We start from the raw sequence: 25075 nt of genomic DNA, 5'->3' as shown, positions 1-25075 counted from the left end.
TTGCCGTTGACGCTTATTTTGCTGCCGCTGGGAGAATTCCGAACTTGGGTGCGCAAGTGCTCCCATATGTTGATATGACCTAGTAGGTGGCTATCTGGTTACTACCAGTTGGCCCCTTGGTAACGGGTGGCCCCCATTGTGCGGAATGTACCGAACATCTCCGTTTGATACGTTTTCCCATGCTGCCGGGGGGGCGTCCTCGGCACCTCAGCATGTCGGAAGAAAGGAGACCAGATGCGCAGGAATTCCATTTTTACGAAACGGTGGGTGAAGGGAAGCGCGGTCCTCGTTGCCACTGCAGCGACGCTCGTGTTTGCCAATCCCCAGCAGGCGATTGCCACGCCACTCAAGGGCGTCGACTCGGCGACCGTGTCCCAGTCTGCCTCGAATGTCGTCGACATCGATTTCGCTGACGGCATCAAGGGCCGTATTACGTTCCTCGAGGACGGTATTTTCCGTTATAACGTCGACCCCAAGGGTGAGTTTTCCGAGTACGCCACGCCGCGTAGTAAGTCCCACACGGCTAAGATCCAGGCTCAGCCCGATACCTCGGACACCTACAGCAAGCCGAGTGCGACGGTTGCCGACAAGGGCGACACTATCGAGATCACCGGCGGAAAGGCGACCGTGATCCTGGACAAGGCGACTGGCAAGATGAGTATCAAGTCAGGCGACCGTGTCGTGGTTTCCGAGTCCGCGTCCCTCGACCTTGATAAGAAGGGTACCGTCCAGACGCTCGCCAAGGAGAAGTCCGAGAACTTCTTTGGCGGCGGCACCCAGAACGGACGCTTCCTGCACACCAACCAGACCATCGCCATCTCCAACACGAACAACTGGACCGATGGCGGCGTTGCCTCGCCCAACCCGTTTTATTGGACGAGTGACGGCTACGGCGTACTCCGAAACACGTTTGCAGAGGGTTCCTACGACTTCGGTTCCACGGACTCATCGACGGTCACGACTTTGCACAGCGAGAATGAGTTTGATGCCTACTACTTCGTGGCGACCAACGAGGGCGCTTCGAACGTGGCAACCGAGATGCTGCAGGACTACTACAAGGTGACCGGTAACCCGGTACTGCTGCCCGAGTACGGGTTCTACCTTGGTCATCTTAATGCCTATAACCGTGATGGCTGGTCAACGACCTCGGGTCAAAAGAAGTGGGAGACCAAGGGCAGCAAGTCCTCGAGCGAGAAGGGCGACGTTAAGTACGAGTCTGGCATGTCGACGGGCTACAAGCTCGACGGCACACTTGCGGCCGAGACGCTCAACGGTGAGGGCCCTACGGTTGATACCGAGAACATGAAAGCGACCGATTTCGACCGCCAGTTCTCTGCTCGGCAGGTTATCGATGACTACGAGGACAACGACATGCCGCTCGGCTGGTTCCTGCCGAACGACGGTTACGGCGCCGGCTATGGCCAGAACGGTTACTACAAGACCGGCGGCGTCAACTCCGACGGAGCGAGCTCGGCCGACCGTCTTAACGCTGTGCGTGCCAATGTCGACAACCTTAAGAAGTTCACCGAGTATGCCAACTCCAAGGGTGTGAGCACGGGCTTGTGGACCCAGTCCAACCTTGAGCCCGACAGCAACCCTGAGACCCCGTGGCATCTGCTTCGCGACTTCGACGCCGAGGTCAAGACGGGAGGCATCACTACCCTTAAGACCGACGTTGCCTGGGTTGGATCTGGCTACTCCTTTGGTCTTAATGGCATCAAGACAGCTTATGACACGGTGACGACCGGCGCTAACAAGCGCCCCAACATCATCACGCTCGATGGTTGGGCCGGCACGCAGCGCTTTGGTGGCATTTGGACCGGCGACCAGTATGGCGGTAACTGGGAGTACATTCGCTTCCATATCCCCACGTATATCGGTCAGAGTCTTTCGGGCAACCCCAACATCGGCTCCGACATGGATGGCATCTTTGGCGGCGACCCCATCATCTCTGCGCGTGACTACCAGTGGAAGACGTTCACGCCCTCTATGCTTGACATGGACGGTTGGGGCACCTACCGTAAATCGCCCATGACGCACGGCGATCCCTACACAGGCATCTCGCGCTTCTACCTCAAGCTCAAGGCGCAGCTCATGCCCTATATCTACACGAGCGCGGCCTCGGCGGCCAACATCGACACGGGTAACGGCGATGCCGGCCTGCCCATGATCCGCGCCATGCTGCTTTCCGACAACTCCGAGTACGCCGCAAGCACTTCGACGCAGTACCAGTATATGTTCGGTGAGAACTTCCTAGTGGCACCGGTGTATCAGGATACCCAGGCAGACGAGAACGGCAACGACATTCGCAATGGGATTTACCTCCCCAACTACGGCACCGACGAGAATCCCACCATCTGGATCGATTACTTCTCGGGTAAGCAGTATCGCGGCGGCCAGGTTCTCAACAACTACGAGGCTCCGCTTTGGAAGCTGCCGCTGTTTGTGAGGGCCAACGCTATCGTGCCGATGTACGCCGAGAACAACAACCCCGAGGCCGTGAGCGACACCAACACCAAGGGTACCGACCGCAGCCAGCGTATCGTCGAGTTCTTCGTCACCGAGGGCGACGGCACCTTTACGCAGTACGAGGACGACGGCTCCTCCATCGAGAACAACACGACTGAGGACGATTCCTACGGCACGATCGACAATATCTCCTACGGTGAGCATGTGAGCACCGTCTACAGCTCCAAGGCCGCAGGCGGCACCGCGACCTTTACCGCCGAGGCCTCGCAGGGCGGCTACAACGGCTACGACTCCAACCGCACCACGACCTTCGTGGCCAATGTGTCCGCCAAGCCCACGAGCGTTGTCGCCAAGAACGGCGGATCCGCACTCAACGTGGTTGAGGTCGACTCGCAGGAGACCTTTGACGCCGCGACCCCCGAGGCCGGCCAGGCGGTCTACTTCTACAGCGAGACCCCCAACCTCAACCACTACGGCAGCGATGCGGACGGCACCGAGGCCGAGCAGGGCGAGAGCTTTAACAACACCAAGATCACCACGAACCCCAAGGTCTACGTCAAGTTCGCGAAGACCGATGTTGCTGCAGCGGCGCAGACGCTTGAGCTGGGCGGTTTCGTGAACGCCGACGCCACGCTCACAGCCGATCGCCTCAACGAGAACCTCTCCGCACCCACGAACCTTACTGCCCCCGAGGACGCCACGACCCCAACGAGCATCAAGCTCACCTGGGGAAAGGTCGATGGTGCTACCTCCTACGACCTTAAGGTCGACGGCACTGTGTTTGCCGTGGGTGATGCGGCCGAGTTCACGCACACCGACCTCGCCTACAATAGCAAGCACACCTACCAGATTCGTTCGCGCAACGCCGAAGGTTACTCCGCCTGGAGCGATGTGCTCGAGGCGAACTCCGCACTCGATCCGTGGCGGAACGTCCCCGACGCCGAGGAAATCACCTGGGAGGGCTCACTTTACGGCAGCCATAAGGCCGAGCTCGCCTTCGACCATGAGTTCCAGTCGGGCGACGGCGGTTTCCACTCCGGTGGCAACGATCTGGGCAAGGCGCTTACCGTTGACTATGGACGCGCTTACAAGCTCGATAAGCTCGAGTACTATCCGCGCGATGACGCCGGCAACGGCACCGTGACCAAGATGCGTGTTGAGACGAGTCTCGATGGCGTCCACTGGACGAGCCAGGAGGTCGATTGGGCACGTTCCGCTGATTGTAAGACGGTAGCGTTTGACGGCACCGTGGCCGCTCGTTACGTGCGCATGACACCGCTCGCCTCGGTCGGCAATTTCTTCTCCGCGTCCGAGATTGCCATCTACAAGACCGACGGCACGGATGGCTTCGCCGTGGGCTCCAACCTCAACAAGGCCACGATCTCCGACGGAGACTACTCCAACATGAAGAACTATCTGGGCCTCGAGAATCGCGAGCCCGATACCCCGACGTTCGGTTCGCAGATCCGCGACCACTTCGCCGACCTCAACGATAACGGCGTTTACGACATCTACGATTACTCGTTCACCATGGCGGGTCTTGACGGCGGCACTAAACAAAAGGGCAAGGTCGCAGGTTCGCTCGCGGTGATTCCGAGCAAGACCGAGGTCGAGGCCGGTGATGAGATCACCGTTGATGTCTATGCGGCCGACGCCAAGAACGTCAACGCCCTGGGTGCCCTCGTCAACTTCAAGAGCGACCAGTTCGAGTTTGTGTCCGAGAGCATCGCGCAGGACGGCTCGACTGCCGGCATGGAGAACCTGTCTCGCGAGAAGGTCCAGTTCGTGGACGGAACGCAGACTATCAATCTCGCCTTTGCCAACCGCGGCGATGGCAAGCTCTACAACGGTACTGGCGCGGTGGCGAGTTTCAAGCTCAAGGCCAAGACCGCCGGAAAGGTCGAACTGCCCTCGACATCTTGGCTTATCGGCCCGGCATGCGACGCACTTGAGTTTGCGAGCGACGGCACGGTGACGATGCCGGACGTTCCTCAGCCAACGGTCGCCGAGTACGCCCAGGATGCCTTCAACATCACGATGACCAACGATGAGCTCACGACCGACGACGGGACCAACGTCGAGAAACTTATCCAGCAGAAGAGCTATAACGCGCTGTTCGATAATAACGAGGGCGACAACGGCTTTGAGTTCCTGTGGAACTGGAGTGGCAACTGGGACAGCGAGGGTAAGCTACCGAGTTACGTGAAGCTTCCCACCACGATGACATTCGCATTTAAGACGCCGTCGAAACTCGATAGCGTCGAGGTCGTTAACCGCAACGGCGGCAACGGAACCGTACAGAAGATCAAGGCCGTCGTGACGTTCGAGGATGGCTCGATCCAAGAGTTCGCGGGCGGGGAGTACGATTCCTTCCTGGCTCGCTACGCCTTTGACCTCTCTGCCGAGAACAAGGGCAAGAAGGCGACCAAGGTCGAGGTCACGCCGCTTGAGGCATCGGGTGACCAGATGCTCACACTGCGTGAGGTCAACTTCAACTACACGCAGGGTGTCGAGGCCATCGAGGGTGTCGAGCTAGGCAAGAACCAGACCGAGTTCTTTGAAGGCGACATTACGCCCGTCGACGCCAAGGCTACGCCTGAGAGCGCTGGCTACCCCTATGTGACGGTCGAGAGCTCCGACCCCTCTGTGGTAAGCGTCTCCGCTGTTCAGGCTGGCGATAGCGTGAGCTACTACCTGCGTGCCAACAAGGCCGGCAAGGCAAAGATCACGGTGGCGTCGGTACTCGACCCCTCCAAGACCGCATCCTATGAGGTCGAGGTCAAGGCTGGTGTCGATACCTCTGCGCTCGTGGCAGCGCTTTCCAAGGCCGCGGGCTACAGCGAGTCCGTCTACACCAAGGATTCCTATGCAGCTCTCACCACTGCGGTCGAGGCGGCTCGGAAGCTCCTCGACAGCGGCCAGGGCAGCTATAGCAAGAAGGATGTCGCAGACGCCACTGCCAAGATCGAGAAGGCAATCGACGGCCTCAAGATGCGCCCTGTCGATGAGAAGATCCTCATCAACACGCCCGAGAACCGCAAGAACGTCAAGGTGGCCGACTTCTCGAGTGAGGCCGACTACGAGGGCAGCAACGCCGTCAACGCTCTCGACGGCGACGAGCGGACGCTTTGGCACAGCGACTGGGCCCATGGGACCGGTATGCCCCAGTATCTGAGTGTCGACCTGGGCCGCGACTACGATCTCACCGACGTTACATTCCTGCCGCGCCAGGACGGCGGCACTAACGGCGATATCTTCGAGGCCGAGATACTGGTCTCCGACACTGCCGACGGTTATGAGATGGGCACCGCCGCGTCGATGGGTACGTTCGCCTTCGACAACGACGGCCGCGTGCTCACCGACCGTGGCGACTGGAAGCAGATGAGCTTTGGCGCCGCGCGCGGTCGCTACGTGACCGTCAAGGTGATTCACGCCGGCGGTGGCGACGTTGATGCCTACTGCAGCATGGCGGAGCTCAAGTTCTACGGTACGGCCGTCCCCGATCCGGTGGCGAAGGATGATCTCGCTACCGCGATCGAAAAGGTTGATGCCGAGGTTGCTGCCGGCGACCTCAAGGCCGGTGACTACACCGAGGCCTCCTGGACGGCGCTCGAGAAGACCCCGGTGGTCCCGGTCGAGAATCCGACTAAGAAGCAGCTCAAGGCCCTGGTCAAGCAGGCGAAGGAGACTGACACCAGGGGCAAGACGGACGAGTCTGTCAAGGCCCTGACGGATGCCATTACCTACGCCGAGGACGTCTTGGGTGATGAGAATGCTTCCGACACCCAGCTCCAGGCGGCCTATGACCAGCTCAAGCTGGCCATTGAGAGCCTCAGGGATGCCGACTCCGGCAACCAGGGCGGCTCGGGCAACCAGAGTTCCGGCAATGGCTCGAACGGCGGCAACCAGGCGGGCAAGCCCGCAGGCGACAAGGCCCAGGGCAGCAAGAAGAACGGTTCGGCGATCCCCAATACCGGCGACCAGACGGCGGCGACCGTCGTGACCGTCGGTGGTCTCGGCGCCATCATCGCCGCGATCGGCGCTTTCTTCCATCGTCGCAGCAAGGCCAAGTAGCCCCAGCAACAGCTAAGCAAGCGTGCCCGCCGTCCCACCCAAGGACGGTGGGCATGCTTTTTGAATGTAGGCGGAAAGCTCCGACCCTTCGGCCTTAATCTCGCAAAGCATTCCGTCTCTCACCGAACACATCGGCATCGGTGGCTATACTTGAATTATTTGCAGTTAAGGGTCGCGGATTCGCTGCGTCACCGCTCTCAACAGGAGGTCTATGTTTATGGCAGATCAGAAGCCGGTTGTCGGGATCATCATGGGTTCCAAGTCCGATCTGGGCGTTATGGAAGGCTGCACCGCCGAGCTCGAGGCACTGGGTGTGCCCTATGAGCTCGTCATTGCGAGCGCGCACCGCACGCCGGCGAAGGTCCACGACTGGGCTTCGACTGCCGCCGATCGCGGTATCAAAGTGATTATCGCCGCCGCCGGCAAGGCCGCTCACTTGGGTGGTGTCGTGGCTGCCTTTACGCCGCTGCCGGTTATCGGCGTGCCTATGAAGACGAGTGACCTGGGCGGTATGGATTCGCTGCTGTCGATGGTGCAGATGCCTTCGGGCGTGCCCGTGGCCTGCGTTGCCATCAACGGTGCCAAGAACGCCGCCATCTATGCCACACAGATTCTGGGTGCTTGCGACCCCGAGTACCGCAAGGTTATCGAGAAGATGAAGCAGGAGATGGCTGACGCCTAAGCGTTCCGCCGTTTCACCGCAGTATAAGGAGAGCCATGTCCGATTATCAGGGAAAACGATTCAAGGCTTCTCAGATTCCCGATCCGTCGAAGCCGGGTGCTGCCCGTGCGGCACAGCAGGGTCGGACATCCTCTCCTCAGCAGCCGCGCGCGCCGCGCCCCGTGACACCGGCGACGCATCGTCGACAGGACGCGCCGGCCGCATATCGTCCTTCGTCTTATAGCTCCGCTAAGAAGCCGCCCCGGTCTTCATCGCATGCCGCGCCGTCGGATCGCACCGAGCCGCCGCGCAAAAAGCGCCACTCCATTATTCCCATTCTGCTCATCATCATCGGTATCGGTCTGATTGTCGCCGCCGCCGCTATTTTTATTAATGCCCAGATTGGCTATAAGCAGGCGAGCGATTCGTATCAGAAAATCGAGAAGCAATATGTAAGCGATAAGGACGCCAGCGGCGTGCCGATTATCGACTTTGATGCGCTTGCTCAGACGAACCCCGAGATTGTGGGTTGGATTTACGTGCCGGGAACCAACATCAACTATCCCGTGGTGCAGACCAACAACAACTCCAAATACCTCAACACGCTGTTCGATGGCACGTCTAACGCCTCGGGTGCCATCTTCTTGGATAGCGATGACACCGCGCCGGGAATGGTCGACCAGCAGACCACGATCTACGGCCACCATATGAACGATGGGTCGATGTTCAACGTGATTTCGGATACGACTGACCAGGCAACGTTCGATAGCATTGAATATGTGTACTACATCACGCGCGATGCGACGTATAAGTTGCGTCCGCTGGCGACCAAGGTGGTCGAGGACACGTATGCCAAGGCGCGCACGACCAATTTTGAGGGCGACGACGGACTCAAGAACTACCTGTCCGAGATGCTCGACGGCGCTTCTGCCGTGGCGAGTGATGCCACCGATCGTGCCGCTTCGGCAACTAAGGTTGTAACGCTTGTGACCTGTCGTTCGCTGTCGCTGAGCAACACACGCGCCGTCATGGTGCTCACGCCGGTCGAGGAATAAGTTGTTCGAGAGTAGCTAAAAAGGCCCCGTCCCAAATTGGCTACTCGACGACGGTAAGGGAGAAATGATGCTCGAGAGTGGCAAATTGATGCCTTCGATTGATGCTTGGCTGCGCGAGGCCAAGGCCGATGCTTCGGCGGCAGGCTGTGGGATGTATCTGACGCATAACGGTGTGGTGCGCGCGACGCCCAAGGCTGAGGTGCGCGGAGTCGAGACCGATGGCGTGGCGCCTGGGCATAAGGTGGGCGGCATGGTGTTTGGCTTCGATGCTCAGAAGGTGCAGGCTGCTATCGAGGCGACGCGTGCGATGCCGGGTATCGGCTATGTGCGTGTGTGGCTGGCAAGCGGCGAGCTTGCCGTAGGTGACGACATCATGCTCGTGCTCATCGGCGGGGACATTCGCCCGCACGTGGTCGATGCGCTGCAGGCGCTCGTTGGCACCATTAAGAACGAATGCGTGAGTGAGGTCGAGCGCGAGGCGTAGAGGCTTGCGTCGATAGAAGGATCGTTTATAAAAATGCCCACCGGTACGTGTGATACCGGCGGGCATTTTGCGTTTTGGGCGCGGTGGGCGCTACACGCGCGTCGCATCCTTGGGGCTCATGGTCATGCTCTGGAAGCGGTTTTCCATGTACTCGTTATCGAAGTGCTCTCCGTAGAACTGTGCGACGGGAATGTCCGGCTCCGTGTCGTTAACGCGCTGGTACCAGTAGTCGAGCGACTGCAGCGTCATGACGCCGTCGACCAGCATGATAACGGTAAAGATGACGGTGGCCGAGTAGCGGCTCTTCCAGGGGATCTTGTTGATAAGCTTAAGCAGCCTCGGCAGCAGCAGCTTGATCCAGATGAGGCCGCCCAGGCCCCACAGGCAGGCGAAGCCCGTGCAGGTGCGTCCGCCCGTGAGGACCACGAGCGGATCGGGCAAACCGAACAGCGTTATGTGCGAGTAGCTCCACGAGACCACGCCAAACGCGGTCTGCATAAACCAGCCCACGAACACCTCAAAGCTGGCGCCGAGCAGGGCGCTCACCAGGAAAATGATGATGGGGTTCTTTTTGTAGAAGCGGTTAAGCACCATGGTCATGAGCACGGCGCCAAATCCGTAGATGGGGCTGAAGGGGCCAAACAGCATGCCGGCGCGGTTCTGATAGACGCCCGGGTCGTCGACCGTCATGTGCCAGATGTCCTCGGCGATCAGGCCGAGTATGCAGCAGACAAAGAACACCCAGAACAGGTTGAAGTAGTTGAGCTTGATGTAGCCCTCGCCGGTTTCATCGCGGCCGAGCATGCCCTCGGCGGCGGCGTCGCGGTCGAGCATCTCCTGCAGGCGGCGCTGCAGTTCGCGCTCCTGACGCAGCGTGGGGTCGACGGTTGCCGAAAGTGCAACAAGGATGCCGAGCTGGATCGCGGGACGCAGCAGGAAGGGCCCGATGCCCTGGAGCATCACGTCGACCAAAAGCTCGACGACGGTGAATGCAATAAGGATGTAGGACAGGCGGGCGGCGTTGCGGCGCTGGTTTTTGATAAGGTCCAGGCCAAAGATGATTAAGATGACGGCACTTGCCGCAGAGAGCATGATGCCGGCGACGATAAGGCCGACTGCGACGAGCGTGTTGTCGCCGAGCTTTTCGGTGGCGTTGCCGTTAACAAGTGCCGTGATGACCTGCCACATAAAGGCAGCGACCGACGGGAGCGTGCCCACGCCGGAAAGGATGCACAGGACGGCGTACACCTTAATGATGAGGGGAATCTTCTTGACCTCTGTGGCGCTGGGGACGCTGGGGTCGAGTTCGTTTCGATCCATACAGAACCTTTCTCGCTTTGTTGTAGGTTATAAGGATACGCCGCCGACCTGCCAAAAGACAGGGCGAACGTCCCAATTGCAACTTTGTAATCCCCAACGGCGGACGCGGCGGCCATCTGGGGGCGCGGGCACTTACACTGGACAGACCGATAAAATGTTTGGCAACAAAACTGATTATTAGCTCGGTGGGCTTTTAAAAAGCGCTGCTCATGCGCTGGGGAGCACGTCGCGCCGTGCGTATAATAAGGCGGGTAACGCCAAAAATACGAGGCTCTGAGGGGATACCATGTCTCAAGAAACCATCCGCGCGGCCGAGCGTGCCGCGGGACAGGTGAACACCATGTCGACGTATGATCCGGACTCCGACCAGCTGCATGAGGAATGTGGCATTTTCGGCGTATGGGCGCCCGATCGCGACGTGGCTCGACTGACGTACTTTGGCCTGCGTGCGCTGCAGCACCGTGGCCAGGAATCGGCTGGAATCGCCGTGGGTGACGGCGGCACGGTTATGGTCCGCAAAGATCTGGGCCTGCTCGACCGCGTGTTCTCCAACGCCGACCTGTCGACGCTCTCCGGCCAGCTGGCCGTGGGTCATGTGCGCTACGGCACTGCCGGCGCCAAGAGCTGGGAAGCCTCTCAGCCGCACCTCTCTACCATCAATAGCGTCATTATCGCGCTCGCGCACAACGGCACCCTCGTCAACACCGACGAGCTGCGCCGTCAGCTGATCGAGCTGGGCGTGCCGTTCCTCTCCAATTCGGATTCCGAGGTCGCGACCAAGCTTATCGGCTACTTTACCCAGCGTACGGGCCACCTGCGCGAGGGTATTCGCAAGACCATGGAGCTCGTGCGCGGCGGCTACGCCATGACGCTCATCAACGAGCAGGCGCTCTACGCATTCCGCGATCCACACGGCATTCGCCCGCTCGTGCTGGGCAAGCTGGTGGACGAGGGTCTGGACCAGGCCGATGCCGCAGCCGTTTCGCAGCTGCCGTCGCAGGACGGCGCCGCGACGGTCGACTCCGCCGTCCGTGTCACGCGCGCCGGCGGCTGGGTCGTTGCTTCCGAGACCTGCGCACTCGACATCGTGGGTGCCGAGTACGTCCGTGACGTCCGTCCCGGCGAGATCTTGCGCATCAGCGCCGAGGGCCTGGTATCCGAGCAGGGCGTGCCTGCAGCCGAAGAGCCCGCCAACTGCATCTTTGAGCAGGTCTACTTTGCCCGCCCCGACTCCATCATGAACGGCAAGAGCGTCTATGCCTGCCGTTACGACATGGGTCGTCAGCTGGCACATGAGGAGCCTGTCGAGGCCGACCTGGTCATCGGCGTGCCCGACTCCGGCCTGCCGCCTGCGGAGGGGTATTCGCACGAGAGCGGTATTCCCTTTGGCGAGGGCCTTATCAAGAACCGCTACGTGGGCCGTACGTTTATCGAGCCTACGCAGGAGTTGCGCGCCATGGGCGTGCGCATGAAGCTCAACCCGCTGCGCGACAACATCGAGGGCAAGCGCCTGGTCGTCATCGACGACTCCATCGTGCGCGGCACCACCATGGTGCAGCTCGTCAAGATGCTGCGCAACGCCGGCGCCAAGGAGATTCATATCCGCATCAACTCGCCCGAGGTCATCTGGCCGTGCTTCTACGGTATCGATACCGACGTGCAGTCGCAGCTTATCAGCGCCAACAAGACGGTCGACGAGATTTGCGAGTATATCGGCGCCGATTCGCTGGCCTTCCTTTCGGTCGAGGGCCTGCTTAAGGTCATGCCCAAGGGCGGTTACTGCGATGCGTGCTTTACCGGCCGCTACCCCGTGGCGATTCCCGAGAGCTTTGGCCGCGACAAGTTTATGGAGGGCTTTAAGCCCCGCAACCTGGACAAGCCGCTGCACTTTGACGACGACGCCGTGATCGAGAAATACGACGACCGCAGCTGGGAAGAGGAGCACGGCGAGGCATAAAACCTGCCATATGGGGACAGGTTTATTTTGGTAGGTTTTACCTGCTGTTTTGTTGATATGACGGCGCGTGCTGTTATGGCGCGCGCCGAAATGAACGCAACTATGAGCACCGTTTGGCGCCCGTGCGGCGCCACGGTAGTGGGAGAGGAAGGCTCAGATGAGCGACAGCAAGCATGTGACGTACGAGGACGCCGGCGTCGACACCGCCGAGGGCGGTCGCGCCGTCGACGCGATTAAGCAGATGGTCAAGGACACTAACCGTTCCGAGGTTATCGGTGGCATCGGCGGCTTTGGCGGCCTGTTCTCGGCCGCCGCGCTCAAGGATATGGAAGACCCGATCCTGATTAGCGGTACCGACGGCGTGGGCACCAAGCTCGTGCTCGCCCAGATCATGGACCGTCACGAGACGGTTGGCCAGGACCTGGTCGCTATGTGCGTCAACGATATTCTGGCTTCGGGCGCCGAGCCGCTGTTCTTCCTGGACTACGTTGCCATCGGTCACATCGAGGCCGAGCACATGGCAAAGATTATCAAGGGTGTGGCCGACGGCTGCAAGCTCGCGGGCTGCGCGCTCGTGGGCGGTGAGATGGCCGAGCACCCGGGCGTCATGGCTCCTGCCGACTACGACCTTGCCGGATTTACCGTGGGCGTCGTCGACCGTCCCAAGATGCTCGACCCCGCAAACGTCCGCCCGGGCGATGTGATCCTGGGCCTGCCTTCCACCGGCGTGCACTCCAACGGCTACTCGCTCGTGCGTAAGGTCATTGGCGTCGACGGCGTTAAGCCGGGCACGCCCGAGGCCGTCGCTAAGGCCGAGGAGCTGAGCCGTCCGCTCGAGGAGCTCGGCGGTGCATCGCTGGCAGACGCTCTGTTGGCCCCCACGCGCATCTACGTCAAGCCGATCCTGGAGCTGCTGCGCGGCGGCGCCAACGTGCACGCCATCGCCCACATCACTGGCGGCGGTATTACCGAGAACCTCAACCGCGCGCTCGCCGACGACGTCGACGCCGTGGTCACCCGCAACGGCGCCGAGATGGGATGGGACGTTCCGCCCGTCATTACTTACGTGTCGCGTCAGGCCGAGCTCGCGCCCAACGAGGCATGCAAGACCTTCAACATGGGCGTCGGCCTGTGCCTGATCGTCGCCCCCGAGGACGAGGCCGCCGTGACCGAGGCCCTGGTCGCGCTGGGCGAGAAGCCGTTCCGCGTGGGCGAGTGCGTCGAGGGTTCCGGTAAGGTCGTGTACTCCGATGAGCGCTAACGAGCAGATGGCTGCTGGTGAGGGCCTGGGCTATGTGCCCTACACCCGTCCGACCGGCACTGATACGGCTGAGCCGCTCAAGATTGGCGTGCTCATCAGCGGTTCTGGTACCAACCTGCAGGCGCTGATCGACCTGATCGCTGCCGGCAAGCTCAACGCTTCGATTGAGCTCGTGGTGTCGAGCCGTCCTTCGGCCAAGGGGTTGCAGCGTGCCGAGCGTGCGGGTATCCAGACGCTGACGCTGTCCAAGGATGTCTATGCCGACCCCATCGCCGCCGACGAGATCATCGCGCACGAGCTGCTCGAGCGCGGCTGCGAGTATGTGGTCATGGCCGGCTACATGCGCATGGTGCACACGCCGCTGCTGGCGGCGTTTCCCAACCGCGTGGTGAACCTGCATCCGGCGCTGCTGCCGAGCTTTACCGGCGCGCATGCGATCGACGATGCCTTTGCGCGCGGCGTCAAGGTGACCGGCGTGACCGTGCACTTTGCCAACGAGGTCTACGACAACGGCCCCATCATCGCCCAGCGCGCGCTGGCTGTCGAGGAGGGCTGGGATGTCGACACGCTCGAGGAACACATCCACGCGATTGAGCACGTACTGTATCCCGAGGTCGTGCAGATGCTCGCCGACGGCCGCGTCCACGTGCTGGAGAGCGGCAAGGTGGCTATCGACCCGGCGCGCTAGCGCGTGTAAACAGGTCACCTAGGTTTCTTTGTGACATAAGCAATCGAAATAGCCGCTTGGGGCATATGGAACCACATGTGCCCCAAGCGGCTTTTACCATCTCTTCGATTTCGGGCTCCTGATAACGTGACAGGTGGGACCGAAAAATGGGGGGGTGGTTGGCTGCGCGCATGATATGGATATCAGCGGCGATTTCTCCATCTCGGTAAATAAAGATGGCTTCAAGTTCAGTATCGGTTCGAACTTCGAGGTAGCAACCCTGTTCAACGATTTTCTTGCACTGACACCCATGTCATGAGCAAGGATAACTAGCCGGTATAGAGTTGCTTGAGCGGGTATGCGTCTGTTCAAGTGACCCATCGATTTGTTTAAGAAATAGTTAAACTACGAAACAAACGGCACGTGGGTAACTCACGACTCAGCGAGAGTAAAAGGAATAGGAGAAGAAGGTTCATGTTTTGCCCCAAATGTGGCAGCAAGATTGGTGATGATGCGCGGTTCTGTACCGAATGCGGTCTGCCCTTGGGCGGGCTCTCGGGCAAGACTGCGGCCGAGGAGGGGCCCAAGGCCGAGCCGTCGGAGCGAGAATCATCGTCCGCTGAAGTCATAATGGAACCCACAGATACCGAAACGGACTCTGCGATAGGATCCGCGAATGCCGAGTCCACAGCAGAACCGAGCCCCGAGCCGGTCTCGAAGACCGCGAATAGCGGTCACTCCCAGATGTACAACTTCTTTATGCAACGCTGTCAGGTCGGCAACCGCCTAGTGCCGCAGTTTGCTATCATGATCGCCGCATTTATCGCCGCTGCAGGCATCGCTTACGCTGCTTTCATGCTCTACAAGAACGTCATCGAGCCCAATCTCCAGCAGCAATCCGTGCAACAGGAGCAAGCGACCGAAAGGCCCAAGAAGGACGAGAGAGCGGTCGAAGAAGTTGTCTATACGTTGGAGGCAAAGTCATTGACGGCGTCTGCTCCGGTCGACCCTATGCTCGAACAGGGCGAGCGGAGGGACATGGAATGGTCCTATCCGCAACTTAAGAGCTCCACCAAAGACGACGTTGCAGACAAAATTAACAAGGCGATTCTCGAGCCCCTTCAAATTGATGCGGAGCGAACGAATCGAGCATCAGATAATGAGCAATCAGATGCTGAGTTGTACCCCGACGGCGAATTTCCCTGCATATCGAGAAACGTGACGGTTACGTACATGGATGAGAACTATTTCTGTATCCGTGACGAGCGCTATTCGACGGGATGGGGCCCGCATGGCGGCACGGTTGTGACTGGTGTTATTTTTGATTTGCATACGGGTGATACTGTTAGTCCTCAGGATATGTTTGGCATTGATACCGAGGATCTTGCCAGTTCTATGAGTTCGGCAGTTTGGCCGTATCTTACGGAAATAGGCAGAGACAGAGAGTATCCGTCTGACTACAACTCTATGCTCATGCGGAGCAATTCTTCAGACTATTCAATCAAGGGTTCAACATGCTTGTATGTGACATCCAAGGGGCTGGTGTATCGCACCGAAGACTATGAGCTCGGTACTTTTGCGGACGGCAATTGCGAGATTTTGGTTGCGTCCTGGGATGATGAGTCTCAAGTTGGGTCCGAAGTAACCCCTGATGAGGTCAAGGACGGTACAACGGTGAAAGTCGATAAGGAGGACTAACATGTTCTGTCCCAACTGTGGATTTGAGCTTGATGGCGATTTGCGATACTGCACCGAGTGTGGCTATGCACTCGAAGATGCAAAGGCGGTGCTGAACTCTGCCAGCAACGAAGTGGCAGAAGAGCCTTCCGTTATCAATGAGGCTGCGGAAGAGATTTTCGCTAGTGACGAAACGGAGAAGGAGCCTTCCGCCGGTGCCGAGGCGGGGGAGGAAAAGTCGCCCGTGGAGAGCGAGCCCGTAGCGGACGAAGAAGACGACCGGCCCAAGGACGACGTGTCGTCCGATGCAACGCCTTCGATTCCAGCCGTGCGCGCCGACCGGCCAAAGCCGAGCAATCCGGTCGCCAAGCCCGTCGCGGCGCCAGCCCCTGCGCCTGCGGCGAATGTATCCGCACAGAAAAAGGACCCCAAGGCGCTCTATATCGTCGGTATCATCGTTGGCCTGGCAGCCATTGCCATCTTTAGCTACCTGCTGTTCTTTAGCAAGTCCAGCGACGACGTTGCCCATTACGGCCAGGACAAGGCCATCGTGGTAGCCCAAGAATCCAAGATTACCCCGACCGACGCAAAGGGCGAGAAGATCAAGAAGTACTCGGTGACCCTGAACGGCGACAACGGCTACAGCACCAATGCTGAGGTTAAGGGTGACGAGGGCTTCACGGTAAGCCAGCTTCCCGATATCAAACCGGGAAAATATACTCTTACCGTTAAGGACTCCAAGACCAAGGTTGAGTGGAGCGTTCCTGTCGAGGTGGTTGACAATTCCAAGTCCGATGAGGCCGTGAAGGATGTTTCGCTCGAGGTGCCTAAGGCTGACAGCGCAGACGCAAAGGCGGACGAGGGCGACAAAAAGGACGGAAACGCCGCTGCGGACAATGCTGCTGCATCCGCTGCCTATAAGCAAAAATGCCAGGAATATCTTGCGCGTTATGGTGAACCTCAAATGGTTGAGATTGAGGACTATATGTCAGCCCTTAGAGGTTTTTGCTTGGCTGATTTGGTTGATTTCGACAACGACGGCGTTTCTGAGCTCGTGACGGTTGTTAACGATATGAGCGCGGACGATATGAAAAGCGCCTGGGACGGAAATATTGAAGAGCTTCAGAAGTCCTACACCGTAGAGGTTTGGTCGGCGGAAGACGGCGGTATCAAAAGGATATATAGCCAAAAATGGCTCGACAACTCTAACGGAGGATCGATGTACCTGCCTCTTGTTAAGGATGATGAGCAAAACGTCTTACTTGGCAAGCGTACGTACGAAATGTGCGATGCGCTCAAAGCAAAGCTCTCAGGTAAACAGATAACCTATGGCGATAACTGGTCTTTATTCGGCAAAAAGGATGATTCGCTTTCGTTGGTGTTAAATCGCGAAGCTTGGTCCGTCTCTGTTTCTGGCGGTAATCTTGGAGACTATTACGCATCTAACGGCAAGGAGATATCCGAGAAGGATTTCAACGCGTTAAATTCCTACACAGATTTCAATCATCAATACTGCACGTATTATTTTGTTGACTTCTCAAGCTCAAGTCAGGGATCATTTTCAGATGTGCCCGTTGTTGGTTGCAGCCAAATGTCCGACCGCACCAATAGCACACTAAAAAAGTTGGGGATTGAATAAAAGTTGAAAAAGGGGCCTGGAAATTGCGTCCAGGCCCCTTTTCTTAGAGCAGCTGCTCAAGGTCAATAAGCCTTGTGTCGTTCACTTGGGCGGCTTTCTCTCGACATGCCTCCGTAAATCCACCCTTGCTAAACAGGTAATATCGTTGGATCGGCCTGCCCAACAATGTTCCGCGACGCATGAGCGTCTCAAGCACATCGACGTCAGCGGGCTCGTTTCTCCATTTGCACTCGCCAACGATGAGCTCCCCATCGGCGTCCTCAAGCACAACGTCAATCTCTTCTTGCCGGCGCGTGTTCGGGTTCGTGCCCCACCAAGAGCCGATTGCCTTGGGCAGCACATCCAGCTCGCTCTCAACAACCTGCCGCATCAACCACTGGCGGCACACTTCTTCAAATGCAGGACCCACAAAGGTGGACAAATCATGCTTGGCGATACGCGCGGCCACAGCGGCTCCGAGCCCCTCCTCAATTGTTCCCGCGTACTGTGGAACAAAACGATACCAAAACCTAAACAAGTTGTCGCAGATCCGATAGATTACTTGACGTTTTGTTGCCTTTACAACAGGCGTGACGCGCTCAACGATTCGCAGCTCGATCAATGCGTCGAGCAGTCGCGCGACCTGTGGTGTTGCGAGGTGGGTAACATCGGCAATCTCTTTGGAGCGTACATAGCCGTTGGCAATGGCGGTTATGACGGCATTGTAGATAGCCGGGCTGCGGACCTCTTGCAGCAGATAGTTCTGGGGTTCGGCATACAAAAACGCATCTTGACGCAGCAGCGCATGCTCAAGGTTCCATTGGGTGGAACGCGCGCCATCGAGCTGTGATAGATAGAGCGGCATCCCGCCAACAACGGAATACAGCTCGATGACTCTTTCGATGGGCGCATCAGGAAGCATGAGCGCCACGTCGAAGATGGTGAACGGGTCAATGCGCAGCTGCATGGTGCGGCGTCCATAAAGAGGGCTTTGGTGTCCTAGTACCTGGTGTTCCATAAAGCTCATGGACGATCCGCAGAGTACGAGGAACAGCTTGCTCGTGTCTTTATGTCGATCGATAAGCGTTTGCAGGCACGATGAGACGCCCGGATCGCTCTCGGCGAGGTAGGGATACTCGTCAATAATCAGAACGATTTGCTCTGTCTTGGCGTGTTCGAAGACGGATTCGAGTGCAACCTGGATAGAGGGGAACGCTGCTCCTGCGGCGCTATCGCCAAGTATCTCGCGGCTGAGCAGCGCGAGGTTTTCGCTTGCAACGGTTTGCTGCCCGGTAAAGAAGATCACATGAGGTTTGCCCTGTGTAAAGACGCGAAGCAGGCTGGTTTTACCCACGCGACGCCTTCCATAGACTACGGCAAACTGAAAGGAGCCCTTTTGATAGGCGGTTTCCAGGGATTCAAGCTCTTTCCGACGTCCAACAAACATGATGTGCCTCGCTCATATACGTATTATTAACATATATATTACTAACACGTATATGAGTAACTTTCCATCCGTCAATCGGACGGCAAGGAAATGACAGCGTTTCTACTTAACGAGGCGCTTGAGTTTGGCATAGTCCTGAATCTGCTTTTTGCGCTTGGCGTTGAGGAGGTTGTTGAGATCGAGCCTCTCGGCGGTGCAGCGTTTGAGTAGCTCGGAGCTGTCAAAGCCGTTTGACTCAATGTCTTCATCCAGATCGTGCTTGAGCTTGGTCCATTTATTGAGCTGCGAGCGCACGTAGGCCGCGGGACGTTCTATCTCGTTGGCGATATCGCGTACGCTGGCGCCCGCTCCAAACAACTCGCGTATCTTTGCCGTCTCCTTGCGCGTGCGCTCGTTTTTGGCATCGGTCTTGCATCGATCGCTGCAGTAGTGCCGTTTGACGCCACGATGCCCGGCAAGTGAGTAGGCGCGTCCGCACTGCTCGCAATAGCCAATTTTGACGGTGCTCAGCTTGCGCGAAAAATCAAACCAGAGCCACGAGAGATAGCTGTCAAAGGAGAGGAACCCTGTGTACTCGTTGCCCTGGAACACATCCACGTGCGCGCCCGAGAGATGCGAGATCACAAGCGCCTGCACCAAAGCGGTGAGCGCATCGCGGTCATCGTTTTCAAGTTCTTCGCGGCGCTCCTGGATATCTGCTTGAGGGTCGATTACATAGAAGCTCTCCTCGCTATTGCTGACCTTGAGTCGCGCTGAAATCTCCGAGCTGGAGTCTTCGTCCATGTAGAACATCGCCTGCAAAACACTGAAGTCATTGGCGGTGAGCTCGTGTTCAAAAGAGAGCACGTTGAGTGCAACGAGGGATTCTTCCTCGTCGATCATAAACATAAAGGCGTAGAAATATCCCGCATCGGATTCGATTTTGCGCACGATGGGCAGGCTTTTGAATGAGTCGGTATAATCACCGCCCGCCCTCAGGATAGTGGTGTAGATCTTGAAGGATGACCCGTTTGCCGCGCAGGTCACAACTGATTTCTCGATTCTTTCCAATGCGGAGACCTTTGCGATGGTGCAGCTCCCGTTGAGGTATTCCTGGATGCGCATGGCAATAAGTGCTGCCATCGCGGCATTGGCCCAATCGCGTACGGATTCTATTGCGTGCTTGCCAAAAAGCGGCCCGGTCTGTTCGGCGTAATCAAGTACGTTAAAGAGGCTTGCGCGGAAGGGCTGCTCTTTAACGGCGGTGGGTTCGATGCATGATGCCAGCCTGATCAGATCGGCATGGCGCTTGCTGTGTGCGGGCCCTTCGTTGCTTTTGTTGCCGGCCAGCTCGGTGGGCATGTAGAGTTCAAAGACAAGCTGGGCCTCGCCAACGGGCCTATTGGGTTCGTTCTCTATGAGGTTGACTTTCTTAAACGGAATCGAACCTTCAACGGTGCGTGTTTGGGAGAACTCAAACATTGTTACCCCTGTCTCTAGCTGCAGGTTTAATAGCGTAGCACGTTTAAGAAAATTACCCGGTCAAAATCTCTATATCGGATAAACGACAAATCGTATCTTGTGATCGTCAAGAAAAGGGGTAACGAGAAAGGACCCGATTATGCATTGCAAACAGTGTGGAGCAGAGATTAACGACGGCGCCAAGTTCTGCGGCGTGTGCGGAACGCCTACGGTCGCGGCTGCGGCCAGCGCGGTGGGGGATGCGATTTACGTCGAGGCCCAGCCGATTGAGAGCCAGTCTGTCGAGGCTCAGTTTCAAGCGGCGGAGGATGCAGGGGCCGCTGCTTGCCTGCAGGATTCGCTTCACGAGTCCATCGGGTCGCTTGGGCGAGCAGCGGTGATTTCATTGCTCTATGTGCTCTTTTTCAATTACGTGCTGGGAGGTGGCTCGCTGGGACTTAACAATATGATTCCGCTGGCGCTGCTTCTGATTGGTCCCTGGAAGGTGATTATCTCGCTGTACCGCAGCGGTGTAAGGCTTCCCTTTGTCTATGGTAGCGGCATTATCGGTATCACGATTATGCTAATCGAGCTTGTGGTTCTCGTGGGCCTTCCTGTCGTGGTTCTGATGCTTTTTTACTGGTTGGGCAGCGTGATTCACGGGGCGGTTCCGGTTGTTCCCGAATTAGCACCGATGACGATGGTGGCACTTTGGCCTATCGTCTCGGTTGCCAACATCATCTTCAAGGCAATCAAACTGCACATGGCTCGCGCCTAGCAAGTAGCCCGTCGCATGCCTTCCGCGTGGGGTCAGGCGAATTTGAAAGGTGAAAGAAAAGGTTTACAGTCGAGCAAATTGCTCCTGGGCCTTTTCTGTTTGCAGGCTGTGGGCTATCGTTTCGATATGCTGAAGTTCTAGGGGGGATTTATGTACTGCGCAAGCTGCGGGGCAAAGATCAAAGACGGGGCGCGATTCTGTTCTGCATGCGGAAAACCGTTGGATGTGGATGATGCGCCGGCGAATGCTCAGCAGCCGCTTCCTTCAGGTACACCAAAGGCGTCTGCTGATAGAAAAGCGACAAGCGATCCTGCTGTATCTCGCGCAGAGAGCGCTTCTCCGGCGCCCTCTGATCATATGTCCTTTGCGGCCTTTATGATGCAGCGTCGGCAGATCGGCCGTTTTGCTGTGCCTACGTTTGTCACCATTCTTGCAGCAATCATCTTTACCGCTGGTGTCGCTTACGCCCTGGTCAAAGCTTACGAAGCCTTTGTGCTGCCTCAAGCGCAGCAGCAGGAGCAGCCGGCTGCAGTCGAGAAGAAGTTGTCTAAAAAGAAGGTCGCGGCAACAAACAAGAAAGCACGCAAGGCTTACGAGGGCGTGGTGGCGCGTTACGAGGACTTTGCGAGCTATTGCGAGCAGAAGGGGGCTGGTGCTGCCAGCTACGACGACTGGGCCCAGGGACGCGGTGGTGATTCTGGACTGGGGCAGATATTCGTTTATAACAACCAGACTGCCCCCGGCTTTTTAAGCTACTACTATGCTTTCGATGATTTGAACGGCGACGGAATTGACGAGCTGCTTGTTGGGTTTGTCGATGCGCAGAACGATATTTCGGCGATTGTGGGTGCCTACTGCTTTGTTGATGGAGCGGCTGTTTCGGTTATGCCTTCGTCAGAGATGGTAGAAGGCTCCAGCAATATGACGAATCAGTATGACGGTTTTATTGCTCAGGGTGAGAGCCAAGTCATTACTGTCTGTAAGGACGGCATCGTTAAATTTACTTGTAGTCAGGATTGTAACCAGGCAGATTTCTATATTTCGCTTACTGCAAAGGGTCCTGAGGTCGTAGACGCGGTGCAAATTCAAAATAAGGAATTCGATAGGCAGAATGGCGCCTACTTGGTGAGGACCGTTGAGGATGGTGGCAAACCGCAGGAGGCGATGGTCCAGGGGCGTGAGGAAGCGTGCAAAATTCTTGACGAGGTTGCCGGGAAGTATCCGGAGGCCGACATTGAAATGCCGTCCGCAAGCAGCGATATGTGGAAGGCATTCAAAGGGGTGGAGCCTTCGGAGAGCTCTTTGAAGGACGGTTCTGGCACTGCGGACGATCGAGCTGGCGCATCTCAAGCACCATCTGAAGCGGCATCCGATAGCAGCGACGATGGGGAGGCCGCTGCACGCGGCGATGGCGTGATCGCCGACATGGATGCGTTCATTGCAAACGCCAAGCGCGAGTTGATTGTGCCAGATGACGCCTCTATTACGTTCAAGGTCGCTGATAGGTCAAACTATTGGGAGGGGGCGGCAACGTACGTTTGGTACGTCGAGTTTTATAAAGACGGAAAGGTCGTAGCGTCTGCGGAATGCGGCTCCGAAGGGTACCCATGTCGGTCGATTATGGCCTATCACGAGAGCTGGTAACTTTAACCGAGCCGTTTTGACATTACAGCGCGCGCAGCTCTTATACCTTTCCCCTTGTTCCATCCGACGAGTTTAGTTACGGCTAAAACGGCCGTTACGAAGAGCTGGCCGAGAGGCCGAAGGCACTCGCCCACTAAGCGGGTATGCCACAAAAGGGTATCTGGGGTCCGAACCCTCCCGGTTCTTCGTCAGTTGACCAAAGGTGCGACATTATTACCGCTCATCGGGGGTGGCTAAATGAGATGACTTGAGGGCTATAATTAGCCAAGCTAAGTTGGGGACAGATTGAGGCGCACAGGCTTTCGATGCGCCTATCGACTCGGCAGTTCACAATTTATTAGACACGCGGAACGCGTGGTTTGGGATTAACGAAAGGAATCAGCATGTCACTGTTCCATAGCGATAACGAAAAGGAAGAAAAGCACAGCGGAATTCTCGGTGCCTTTTCTGTCGACAATATCAAATGGGAGCCTGGCAACGACGAAGATGCCTCGCTTGTCTCATTCCGCTATCCCTACGAGGATTTTCCCAACGGGTCCTATCTTCAGGTTGCGCAATCGCAGATTGCCGTTTTTACCAACAATATGGGGGCGGGCAGTTCTACTGACGCTACGGGTGCCGGCGATTCTCAGGTAAGCGTGTTTGTCGGTCCGTGCAAGATCAAGCTCGACACGGGAGACAGCCGATTCGCCCCGTTCCGCAATGCCGCCCATTCGCTTACCGGCGGTAGCTCGGCGTTTCATTCCGTTGTGTACTTTATCAATACTAACTACATGAACGAGCTGCGCTGGGGCACGACCGAGCCCATCATCGTCCAAGACCCTGAGGAAGACGTCAACGTTCATGTTCGCGCCTTCGGTTTGTTTGGCGCGCATATCGAGCAGAATGACTCGAGCCTGGTTCCCATTCAGGTGAGGAAGTTCCTCGTTAAGGTCGTGGGCACGCGAGATCGCTATACGCGAGAAGAACTTACTTCCTTTATGCGGGCAAAAATCCTTGAGTATGTTCCTGACCTGCTTGCCAAGGCGATTGTTGACCAGGAGGTTTCCGTTCTTAAAATTGCGACGCATCTGAGCGACTTCTCGTCTCAAATGCAGGGCAAGCTCGTTAACTATTTCGATGAGTTTGGTCTCACGCTCGATAACTTCTCGTTCAACAGCATCAAGCCCTTCGAAGAGGATCTTGCCGCCATCAACGAGATGAAGATCCAGCGTAAGCGGAGCATTCTCGAGGCGCAGGGTAACGCTGCCCAGATGGACATCGAGTCCGAGGCACTTGCCAGGAAGCGTGCGCGCGAAGGCTACAACTATCAGCAGGAACGCGGCATGGACGTAATGGAGAGTGCTGCGGGCAATGAGGGGAGTGCCGCATCGGGCCTCATGGGAGCCGGCATGGGACTCGGTATGGGAGTTGGCATGGGCGGTGCATTTGGAGCTGGCTTCTCCAACTTGGCCAACCAGACCATGGGCGCTGTTGCTCCCATGGTTGGAACGGCTTCCGCGTCCGCAGGTATGCAAAACGGTCCCGTGTGTCCCAGTTGCGGAAACGTTAATCCGATGGGCGCTAAGTTCTGCCTGGAATGCGGACAAAAGCTCGAGCAGGGTGTTGCGTGTTTGGCGTGTGGGCATCTTAACCCGGTCGGTGCCAAGTTCTGCCTGGAATGCGGGAACCGGTTGATCTCGCCAAGGTGCCCGAGCTGCGGAGCCGAGTTGCCCGAAGGGACCAAATTCTGCCCCGATTGTGGAACTAAGATCCAATAAGGAGAAACAAAGATGAACGGTTCTGTTAAACGTGTCATTTTGGGCGAGGCAATCGTCTTGGTGGCGTGGCTTGTAATCATGTTTGTCTGCAAAAACGCGCTGATGAACCCTATCGTCTTTGCTATGTCGCTTGGCTTTGGGGTTTTGGCTTTTGCGGCGGCTTCGATTTCGGCTGCCATGTCCGATAAGCAGTCCACGGTCAAAAGCACGACCGAAATCCATTATTTGCCGGTCGCATCCAGCTGTGCCTACTTTGTCGTTGCCCTTCTGGCCAACACGTACTTTGTGTTTGCGGCATATGGGTGGGGCGGCAGCACGATTCCAGTCGTCGTAAACGTTGTCCTTCTTGCTGTGCTTGTCCTTGTGCAGATGGGTCTTGGCTTCAATGGCCGCCAGGTTGACCAAAAGGTTGCTGCCGTGGCCGCAAAGACGGTTCAAACGGCGCAGTTCGGATCGTATGTGGGACAGCTCCTCGCCGTGGCGCAGGACGCTCAGGTCAAAGCCGAACTCAAAGCGCTTAAGGACGACATCTCCTTCAGCTCCAACATGTCGCAACCCCATGTTCAAGAGGTCGAGCGACAGTTCTCCGCAGCGCTTGAGGCGGTCTCGAATTCCATGAGTGCCGATGAGCCGGCAGATGTTACGGTTGGCCTTGTCCATGATGCGCGCAATATCTGGAAAAAGCGCAATGCGGCGCTGACCGCTGTCAAATAAGGGCTCGCGCTGCTTTTTGCCAGGGCACTTTGATGGTTGAAGTGGGGGA

General features: G+C 57.5%; 16 protein-coding genes and 1 tRNA gene. 14 read left to right on the top strand and 3 right to left on the bottom strand.

Annotation, left to right across the window (positions count from 1 at the left end):
* The first annotated feature begins 234 nt into the window (after positions 1-234).
* From DWW12_RS06190 to DWW12_RS06175, 4 genes are all read left to right on the top strand, one after another.
* Positions 235-6543 carry a discoidin domain-containing protein gene (locus DWW12_RS06190; RefSeq protein ID WP_117855489.1) on the top strand — a complete coding sequence of 2103 codons (6309 nt, stop codon included), beginning with the start codon at positions 235-237 and terminating at the stop codon, positions 6541-6543.
* Positions 6544-6760: 217 nt separating this feature from the next.
* A complete protein-coding gene (purE, locus tag DWW12_RS06185; RefSeq protein WP_117776632.1) occupies positions 6761-7225 on the top strand; it encodes a 5-(carboxyamino)imidazole ribonucleotide mutase in 465 nt (154 codons plus the stop codon).
* A gap of 35 nt (positions 7226-7260) precedes the next feature.
* Positions 7261-8259 carry a class B sortase gene (locus DWW12_RS06180; protein ID WP_117646156.1) on the top strand — a complete coding sequence of 333 codons (999 nt, stop codon included), beginning with the start codon at positions 7261-7263 and terminating at the stop codon, positions 8257-8259.
* An 88-nt stretch (positions 8260-8347) separates the two neighbouring features.
* Positions 8348-8743, top strand: coding sequence for a molybdenum cofactor biosynthesis protein MoaE (locus tag DWW12_RS06175; protein WP_187362348.1), 396 nt, complete (start codon positions 8348-8350; stop codon positions 8741-8743).
* Positions 8744-8833: 90 nt separating this feature from the next.
* Here the strand turns inward: DWW12_RS06175 and DWW12_RS06170 are convergent, their stop codons facing one another.
* Complete coding sequence (locus tag DWW12_RS06170; protein WP_117855488.1) at positions 8834-10063, bottom strand: putative ABC transporter permease; 1230 nt, start codon at positions 10061-10063, stop codon at positions 8834-8836.
* 286 nt (positions 10064-10349) lie between these two features.
* On the opposite strand from DWW12_RS06170, the gene purF reads away from it, so the two are divergent.
* The 5 genes from purF to DWW12_RS06145 all read left to right on the top strand — a co-directional run bounded on the left by purF (position 10350) and on the right by DWW12_RS06145 (position 17264).
* Positions 10350-12020: an amidophosphoribosyltransferase gene (gene purF, locus DWW12_RS06165; RefSeq protein WP_117564038.1), complete on the top strand. Its 1671-nt coding sequence runs from the start codon at positions 10350-10352 to the stop codon at positions 12018-12020.
* A 157-nt stretch (positions 12021-12177) separates the two neighbouring features.
* Entirely contained in the window at positions 12178-13281 is a 1104-nt protein-coding gene (gene purM / locus DWW12_RS06160; RefSeq protein WP_117646159.1) for a phosphoribosylformylglycinamidine cyclo-ligase, read from the top strand.
* Complete coding sequence (gene purN / locus DWW12_RS06155) at positions 13271-13969, top strand: phosphoribosylglycinamide formyltransferase (protein WP_117855487.1); 699 nt, start codon at positions 13271-13273, stop codon at positions 13967-13969. The genes purM and purN overlap by 11 nt, the downstream gene beginning before the upstream one ends.
* 453 nt (positions 13970-14422) lie before the next feature.
* Positions 14423-15646, top strand: a complete 1224-nt coding sequence (locus tag DWW12_RS06150) for a zinc-ribbon domain-containing protein (RefSeq protein ID WP_117855486.1) — start codon at positions 14423-14425, stop codon at positions 15644-15646.
* A gap of 1 nt (position 15647) precedes the next feature.
* On the top strand, positions 15648-17264 hold the full coding sequence (locus tag DWW12_RS06145) for a zinc ribbon domain-containing protein (RefSeq protein ID WP_117855485.1): 1617 nt from the start codon (positions 15648-15650) through the stop codon (positions 17262-17264).
* Between the two features lie 43 nt (positions 17265-17307).
* Here DWW12_RS06145 and DWW12_RS06140 read toward each other — a convergent pair whose 3' ends face one another.
* Together DWW12_RS06140 and DWW12_RS06135 are read right to left on the bottom strand one after the other, a co-directional pair.
* On the bottom strand, positions 17308-18690 hold the full coding sequence (locus DWW12_RS06140) for an ATP-binding protein (RefSeq protein ID WP_117855484.1): 1383 nt from the start codon (positions 18688-18690) through the stop codon (positions 17308-17310).
* Positions 18691-18792: 102 nt separating this feature from the next.
* Positions 18793-20151 (bottom strand): hypothetical protein, encoded by a 1359-nt coding sequence (locus tag DWW12_RS06135; RefSeq protein WP_117855483.1) that lies wholly within the window; start codon positions 20149-20151, stop codon positions 18793-18795.
* A gap of 139 nt (positions 20152-20290) precedes the next feature.
* Here DWW12_RS06135 and DWW12_RS06130 point away from each other — a divergent pair, with 139 nt between their 5' ends.
* The 5 genes from DWW12_RS06130 (at position 20291) to DWW12_RS06115 (ending at position 25026) form a co-directional block, all read left to right on the top strand.
* Entirely contained in the window at positions 20291-20908 is a 618-nt protein-coding gene (locus DWW12_RS06130) for a zinc ribbon domain-containing protein (protein WP_117855482.1), read from the top strand.
* A gap of 150 nt (positions 20909-21058) precedes the next feature.
* Positions 21059-22552, top strand: a complete 1494-nt coding sequence (locus DWW12_RS06125) for a zinc ribbon domain-containing protein (RefSeq protein WP_117855481.1) — start codon at positions 21059-21061, stop codon at positions 22550-22552.
* A gap of 98 nt (positions 22553-22650) precedes the next feature.
* Positions 22651-22740 (top strand) — tRNA-Ser (locus tag DWW12_RS09855).
* Positions 22741-22935: 195 nt separating this feature from the next.
* The gene (locus DWW12_RS06120; protein ID WP_117855480.1) at positions 22936-24312 is read left to right on the top strand and encodes an SPFH domain-containing protein; all 1377 of its coding nucleotides are present in this window, start codon (positions 22936-22938) and stop codon (positions 24310-24312) included.
* 12 nt (positions 24313-24324) lie between these two features.
* A complete protein-coding gene (locus DWW12_RS06115; protein ID WP_117855479.1) occupies positions 24325-25026 on the top strand; it encodes a hypothetical protein in 702 nt (233 codons plus the stop codon).
* The last annotated feature ends 49 nt before the right edge of the window (positions 25027-25075 follow it).

Source organism: Collinsella sp. AF14-35, assembly GCF_003464565.1.
GTDB lineage: Bacteria > Actinomycetota > Coriobacteriia > Coriobacteriales > Coriobacteriaceae > Collinsella.
This window is presented reverse-complemented; position numbering and strand designations above follow the sequence as displayed.

Coding starts and splice junctions, on each gene's coding strand:
- DWW12_RS06120 (WP_117855480.1), top strand. CDS start 22,936: ATGTCACTGTTCCATAGCGATAACGAAAAGGAAGAAAAGCACAGCGGA.
- DWW12_RS06190 (WP_117855489.1), top strand. CDS start 235: ATGCGCAGGAATTCCATTTTTACGAAACGGTGGGTGAAGGGAAGCGCG.
- DWW12_RS06140 (WP_117855484.1), bottom strand. CDS start 18,690: ATGTTTGTTGGACGTCGGAAAGAGCTTGAATCCCTGGAAACCGCCTAT.
- DWW12_RS06180 (WP_117646156.1), top strand. CDS start 7,261: ATGTCCGATTATCAGGGAAAACGATTCAAGGCTTCTCAGATTCCCGAT.
- DWW12_RS06130 (WP_117855482.1), top strand. CDS start 20,291: ATGCATTGCAAACAGTGTGGAGCAGAGATTAACGACGGCGCCAAGTTC.
- purN (WP_117855487.1), top strand. CDS start 13,271: ATGAGCGCTAACGAGCAGATGGCTGCTGGTGAGGGCCTGGGCTATGTG.
- DWW12_RS06170 (WP_117855488.1), bottom strand. CDS start 10,063: ATGGATCGAAACGAACTCGACCCCAGCGTCCCCAGCGCCACAGAGGTC.
- DWW12_RS06150 (WP_117855486.1), top strand. CDS start 14,423: ATGTTTTGCCCCAAATGTGGCAGCAAGATTGGTGATGATGCGCGGTTC.
- purE (WP_117776632.1), top strand. CDS start 6,761: ATGGCAGATCAGAAGCCGGTTGTCGGGATCATCATGGGTTCCAAGTCC.
- DWW12_RS06145 (WP_117855485.1), top strand. CDS start 15,648: ATGTTCTGTCCCAACTGTGGATTTGAGCTTGATGGCGATTTGCGATAC.
- DWW12_RS06135 (WP_117855483.1), bottom strand. CDS start 20,151: ATGTTTGAGTTCTCCCAAACACGCACCGTTGAAGGTTCGATTCCGTTT.
- DWW12_RS06115 (WP_117855479.1), top strand. CDS start 24,325: ATGAACGGTTCTGTTAAACGTGTCATTTTGGGCGAGGCAATCGTCTTG.
- DWW12_RS06125 (WP_117855481.1), top strand. CDS start 21,059: ATGTACTGCGCAAGCTGCGGGGCAAAGATCAAAGACGGGGCGCGATTC.
- purF (WP_117564038.1), top strand. CDS start 10,350: ATGTCTCAAGAAACCATCCGCGCGGCCGAGCGTGCCGCGGGACAGGTG.
- DWW12_RS06175 (WP_187362348.1), top strand. CDS start 8,348: ATGCCTTCGATTGATGCTTGGCTGCGCGAGGCCAAGGCCGATGCTTCG.
- purM (WP_117646159.1), top strand. CDS start 12,178: ATGAGCGACAGCAAGCATGTGACGTACGAGGACGCCGGCGTCGACACC.